A 1,881-nucleotide genomic window follows, 5' to 3' on the forward strand; every position below is an offset into this window, starting at 1 on the left:
TATAAAAAGCTCGGCAACTGCCGTAATGCCGTTCACTTAAGAGGAGCGGCATTACGATCGACGGGATAGCGGGTCTTGGAGATTTTGACCGTTCTCGGCCTGGAAGGTCGGGAACGGTCCTCCAACAACAGGTTACCGATCCCCGCTCTGAGTTCCGCCAAGCGTGCGCCCGTGCGCGATAGCGGCTGAGCCGCCGCCATCACGATCAACTGCGCGGCGATGTACTGATAGGCGAACTTGAAGCGGATACGCGACGGGTCCTGGCCATGAGCCACTGCCGCCTGACTGGCTTCCCGACGGATCACGTTATACGCCAGCAGCAAGCCCCACACCTCCTGATACACCAACTCCACCGTCCTGCTGCGCAGTGTCACCGCATTGTGTTGCAGCGAGCTCTTGATGTCCCGGAAGCCGACTTCGATTTCCCAACGTTCCCGGTACAGCCGGGCCACCGCCTCGGTGTCGTAGCGCTGCGCCGGCAGCGACGTCATCACCGTGCGCCGCTTGCCCTTGTGCTCATAGCTCACCGCCCGAACCGTCCAGGTCTCGGGCAGTTCAGGATCGCGTTTACGGGCCTGGGGAGAAACCTTCATGCTCAACAAGTGATCGTCGTCGTTGTACGTATGCAGAGTCTCGGCCACCAAGCCCTTGCGGGCGGGGATCAGCCAGTGGCGTTGCTCGCCGCCGCTAGCCAGCCGCAACAACCGGGCGGCGCTCCAGAAGCCTTTGTCGAACAGGGTGATCGAGTGATCCGGGATACGGTCCAGGAAGTCGTCGGCCAGCCGCATCTCGCTGCGCCGGTAGGGGCTAAGCTGGGCATCCAGCAACACGTGCGAGCGCACGTTCATCAACGCCACCAGCCGCATCATCGGGTACGGGGTTTGGCGGTGCGTGCCGGTATTGCCGGAACCGAAGTGCTCACGCAACGCCGGGGTGTCCTGGGTGCGCAGCTGCGCCCCGTCCACCGCCAGGACCTGCAGCCCGTTCCAGTCATCGCCGGGGTAACGTTCCCGGCCCCATTGTTCGCCGGTGCGGCGGAACAGCCATTCCACCGGGTCGGCCCCCAGGCGTCGGCGTGCCTGGGATACACCGCTGCGGGCCAGCAGACTGTCGGTGGCCAGTCCCTGGGCGCAGATATTGAGCCGGCGCGCTACTTCGCAGACCGGTTCGTTGCGGAACAAGGCCATGCCCAGCACCAGCCACAGCACCTGATCGCTGGGGAGGCGCCGCCGACGAATCGTTGCTTTGGAGGACAATTGGAGCGCCGACTCAACCCATTCAACGGGGATGTTCTGGGTGAAGGTGCTCAGGTCAGAGAAGGACTGAAGGGCATCAATATCGAAAAGAGACTGCTGTAAAGACACAAAAAATCCGGCTTCCCGCGAGTGGAAACCGGATTTTCGGAAAGCCCCGCTCTGCCTGCAATGCTTAAGTGAACGGCATTACGCACTAGGCGGGGTTTTCTCGGAGCGTGTTACGAGGGGATGATTTACATCATGCCGCCCATACCGCCCATTCCACCCATGCCGCCCATGTCCGGAGCGCCGCCACCGGCATTTTCTTCCGGCTTATCCGCCACCATGGCTTCGGTGGTGATCATCAGGCCGGCGATGGAAGCCGCTGCCTGCAGCGCGGAACGGGTTACCTTGTCAGGATCCAGGATACCCATTTCCAGCATGTCACCGTATTCACCGGTGGCCGCGTTGTAGCCGTAGTTGCCTTTGCCATTACGCACTTCCTGCACAATCACAGACGCTTCAGCGCCGGCGTTGTAGGCGATCTGACGCAGGGGCATTTCCAGCGCACGGGAGGTCAGGGCAATACCGGCGTTCTGCTCGTCGTTGTCACCCTTGATGGTGCCAACGTTGGCCAGCGCGCGTA

At 62.0% G+C, this 1,881-nt stretch carries 2 protein-coding genes; both read right to left on the reverse strand.

Translation table 11 applies throughout. From position 1 onward, the window contains the following. Window positions 1-32: 32 nt before the first annotated feature. Complete coding sequence (locus A3754_RS05425) at window positions 33-1,364, reverse strand: IS4 family transposase (RefSeq protein WP_082872308.1); 1,332 nt, start codon at window positions 1,362-1,364, stop codon at window positions 33-35. Window positions 1,365-1,489: 125 nt separating this feature from the next. Next, window positions 1,490-1,881 (reverse strand): TCP-1/cpn60 chaperonin family protein (locus A3754_RS05430; RefSeq protein WP_304439811.1); only part of this gene is annotated, 392 nt, incomplete at its 5' end.

The organism is Alcanivorax sp. HI0083 (assembly GCF_001635175.1).